3 protein-coding genes are annotated in these 3,569 nt (G+C 40.3%); all 3 read right to left on the bottom strand.

The genetic code is table 11. The annotated features are described in order from the left end of the window. Window positions 1–173 precede the first annotated feature (173 nt). A complete protein-coding gene (locus GNF10_RS35845) occupies window positions 174–407 on the bottom strand; it encodes a hypothetical protein (protein ID WP_100904243.1) in 234 nt (77 codons plus the stop codon). Between the two features lie 73 nt (window positions 408–480). Continuing rightward, entirely contained in the window at window positions 481–2,790 is a 2,310-nt protein-coding gene (locus GNF10_RS35840) for an ATP-dependent RecD-like DNA helicase (protein ID WP_185586831.1), read from the bottom strand. 368 nt (window positions 2,791–3,158) lie between these two features. Continuing rightward, window positions 3,159–3,524: a hypothetical protein gene (locus tag GNF10_RS35835; RefSeq protein ID WP_185586833.1), complete on the bottom strand. Its 366-nt coding sequence runs from the start codon at window positions 3,522–3,524 to the stop codon at window positions 3,159–3,161. Between the last annotated feature and the right edge of the window lie 45 nt (window positions 3,525–3,569).

The raw sequence follows: 3,569 nt of genomic DNA, 5'->3' as shown, positions 1-3,569 counted from the left end.
GAATTAATCTTCCCCCACCGCTTTTTGTAGCATGGTGTAAGAACAAGGATAGAGCAGGGTTGGGATGGGAATTTAACCAAAATACGGGATTCTATCAGCCAGCAAATTAGTATTTTGATTAATTTCAACTTATGGCGGCGAATGTGCGCTCTGCTGTTGCCAATTTGAATTTTTTAAAATGTGATTATTTCACAACCTTCAAGCAATTCGTCATAAACAGTTAGTTGTTGTGTTTTTAAGTGGTTTGGCAATGAATCATCATCAAAGGTCAAAGTAACAATATGAGTATTTTTGAGACTAAGAGATGATTTGCTGATATCGGTTATTGCCGCACTCATGCCGCTTCGAGTCCCGATCAGATACTTCACTGATTGCCCGATCTTTAACTGTGTTGCTGGAATAGCCATAAATGTTAAAAGTGTACTTCAAGAGTAGTCTGGTTGGATGCGACCGTTGTTCTCATTTTGGGCATGGGTTTTATTATTGGAGCAGAACTGCGTCAATTGCTGAATCAATCAACTCAATTGCGGTAGTTTCATAGTGATAAGTATTAAAGCGAAACTTACCTACAAGTTCGGGCTGTTTTGACGGACGATAAGTATACTTGGATTCATACATTTGTAGTGCAAGACTACCAATAGTAGTCATTTCTCCTTGTGTAGCAGTCAGTTGGCGTTGTTGTAGCCTAGAAGCGACAGTAACAGTAGGGGAAGATGTTGTCGTACAAGTGGTTTTTCTGGTGTTGCTCAAACTCTGCCAGATTTCACTAAGTTGCTCAACAGGTGAAATGAGGAGATTGGTTAGTCCAGTAAAACGCTGGGCGGGTTTATCAGTAGCGACAGCAGTTTTCAATGCTTCATGCTGTCCAACTGCGATGAATGTACCCATTGCGCGAGTCATAGTCGTGTAGAGCAGCTGACGGGTTAACATCCGGTAATTAGCCCTGACCAATGGGAAAATCACATAAGGAAATTGGCTACCTTGACTCTTGTGGCAAGTTATACAAAACGAGTGCATAATTTGCTCGAAGTCTCCAGGATAATAATTAACAACTGCGCCGCCCTCCCAAGAGATCGTAACCAAAAATTTTTCCGGTTCCACAGCAATAACCTGACCGATCTCGCCATTCATTACAGGCGGGACGGTTTCATAACGGTTTTTCAGCTGGATTACGCGATCGCCGATTCGGTAGATAACTGACCCAGAGACAACTTGTGGTTGATTTTCAAGTTTTGGATTAAAGATAGGGGCAAGAAGCAGATTGAGATTGTAAACTCCACAGTCTCCTTGTTTTTGGGGCGCTAAGATTATTAGTTGTTGATTTAAATCAACACCTGACTGGCCAATAGCTTTAACCAACTCAACGATGGCTTGGGAGGTCGCTTGGGGCGAATCTTTTTGAATCATTGCACAGTCACCGACATCCATCCAATCAGAAACTTGATTAAAATTGTGCAGTGTGGGGACTATGCCAGAATTGACATCATTAGCGGCATAAATAATCGGGCTTTCGTGCCGTTGACGATAAATCGTCTGTAAGAAAGTTGTTGGCACGAGTTCAGAAACAATTAAATCCCGCAAGACCATTCCCGCGCCAATACTGGGTAATTGATCAAAGTCCCCTAGCAGTACAATTCTGGTTTTTTTGGGCAAGGCTTTGAGTAGCGAATTGAACAGAAATATATCAACCATTGAAAATTCATCAACGATTAGACAATCAAGATTTAGAAGATTATCCTCGTTATGAAGAAAAACCGCATTGTTTCCCTGCCATTGCAATAAACGGTGAATAGTAGTTGCTTCAATGCCTGTAGCATCTTTCATCCGGTTAGCAGCTTTCCCTGTTGGAGCGGCAAGTGCAATCGCTTTATCAGTATGGATGAACCATTCAACCAAGGTTTTCAGTACATAAGTTTTCCCTCGACCAGGGCCACCAGTAATAATGCTAATTGGATGTTTGGCTGCCATCATCAAGGCGCTGATTTGTTCATCACTTAAACGTGAAAGTTGGCGATAGTCAGTAGTTTGGAATTGGGCTAACCAGTGTTCTAAATGTTCAGTGTGGTGAGTTGGTTGGTCAAGGAGAGCAAGAATTTTCAAAGTCACAGAAAGTTCAGCCCGATAAGCAGCTTTGAGATAAACACTATTACCAACATCACCCGAAACTAAAGTCCCCTTTTCGAGTAACTGTTGAATGATTGTATTTAAAAATTGAACATCGGGCGTATGCTGTGGTGAAGAAAGCAGGTCAGTGGCAATACTTACTAATTGCTCAAAGGGTAAAAAACAATTCCCTTCACGCAAGCCGGATTTTAAAACATGGATTAAAGCTGAGATATAACGAGTATCACTGTATAGCGGGATACCAAGAGATATGGCTAACTCATCAGCAGTCTTAAAACCGATGCCGTCAATGTCATCAATTAATCTGTAAGGGTTGTTCTGAAGTACATTTGCAGTTTTGTGTCCGTAATAGTCACAAATTTTCAAAGCTAACTTCAATGAAGTTCCCACAGCCAAAAGTTTGGTAATCACTCCCAAGTTCGGATTCTTTTTGCTCTCTGACCAAGCTTTGGTAATACCATCAATACGATATTGAGTTAGTCCGGGAACAGTGTAAAGTTTTTCGGGGTTGTTATCTAATATCGATAAAGTCTCAGTTCCAAAGCAATTGACCAAAGTTTGAGCAGTTTTCTTGCCAATCCCACGAAATAGTCCACTTTCTAAATACGCCTCGATTTCCGGCAACATCAGAATCGGAAATTTTTCGACTTGAAGGAGCCTCGTCATGAGTCAAAGAGTAATTGAGAGATTCTGTTCTTCTATAAGGGTAGCTCTAAAGCTAACTCATTGTCCCAAATCGAAAATCCAATTGGCTTACGAACTCTAAAGAATCTCCTTGTGCGATGAAAGCTGTTCATGGGCTAGAGCCTAAAAGGGATGTAAAGAAATGTTTCTGTTAAGGTCATCAAATTTGGCTTCAATACAAGATTTAGTCATCTACTAAGTTAATGGCAGTTAAGCATAATGGTTTTGGTAAGAATGGATAGTTAAGCATGGCGCTTTTGGCAAGAATAGATCGGGTATTGTGTGGGAATTTAACGAAAATACGGAATTATGTCATCCGGGAAGTTGGTTGGAAACATCCAAATGTTTTTTCAAAGTATAGGTGCAATCAGGAGTTTTGATTCCACTGGCTTTCTGTAATTTATAGGATGCCCAAAGCTGCACCGTAAAACATCGACTCCAATAGTTGAACTACCGAATTGTACTCGATAGTCTTTGTCTGGGTTTTGTATAACATTTTTGATGATGGTATTTATCACTTCTACCTTGAGATTATTCGGTATGCCCATTAGTAGCTTTGTAAGCCACTGTTTGATTTGTGGTGACTGTAGCCAGTCTTTGATTTGGTCATCAGTAGGAGTTAGGCGATTGAGTAATAGCGTGGGATTTTCGTTATCTTCATTAACTTGACTTTTGGGTTGAAAGAGTTGATGAAAATTAGTATCTATGTTGGACATAAAGTTGATTGGTTAAAAGAGAATATCTCTATTATAGATAAATTG

The sequence above is a fragment of the Nostoc sp. UCD121 genome (genome assembly GCF_014222285.1).
GTDB lineage: Bacteria > Cyanobacteriota > Cyanobacteriia > Cyanobacteriales > Nostocaceae > Nostoc.
The sequence above is the reverse complement of the archived record's forward strand: the minus strand, read 5'-3'. Positions and strand labels throughout refer to the sequence as shown.

Excerpts from the sequence above, each read along its gene's own strand:
- GNF10_RS35845 (WP_100904243.1), bottom strand. The coding sequence starts at position 407 with ATGGCTATTCCAGCAACACAGTTAAAGATCGGGCAATCAGTGAAGTAT.
- GNF10_RS35835 (WP_185586833.1), bottom strand. The coding sequence starts at position 3,524 with ATGTCCAACATAGATACTAATTTTCATCAACTCTTTCAACCCAAAAGT.
- GNF10_RS35840 (WP_185586831.1), bottom strand. The coding sequence starts at position 2,790 with ATGACGAGGCTCCTTCAAGTCGAAAAATTTCCGATTCTGATGTTGCCG.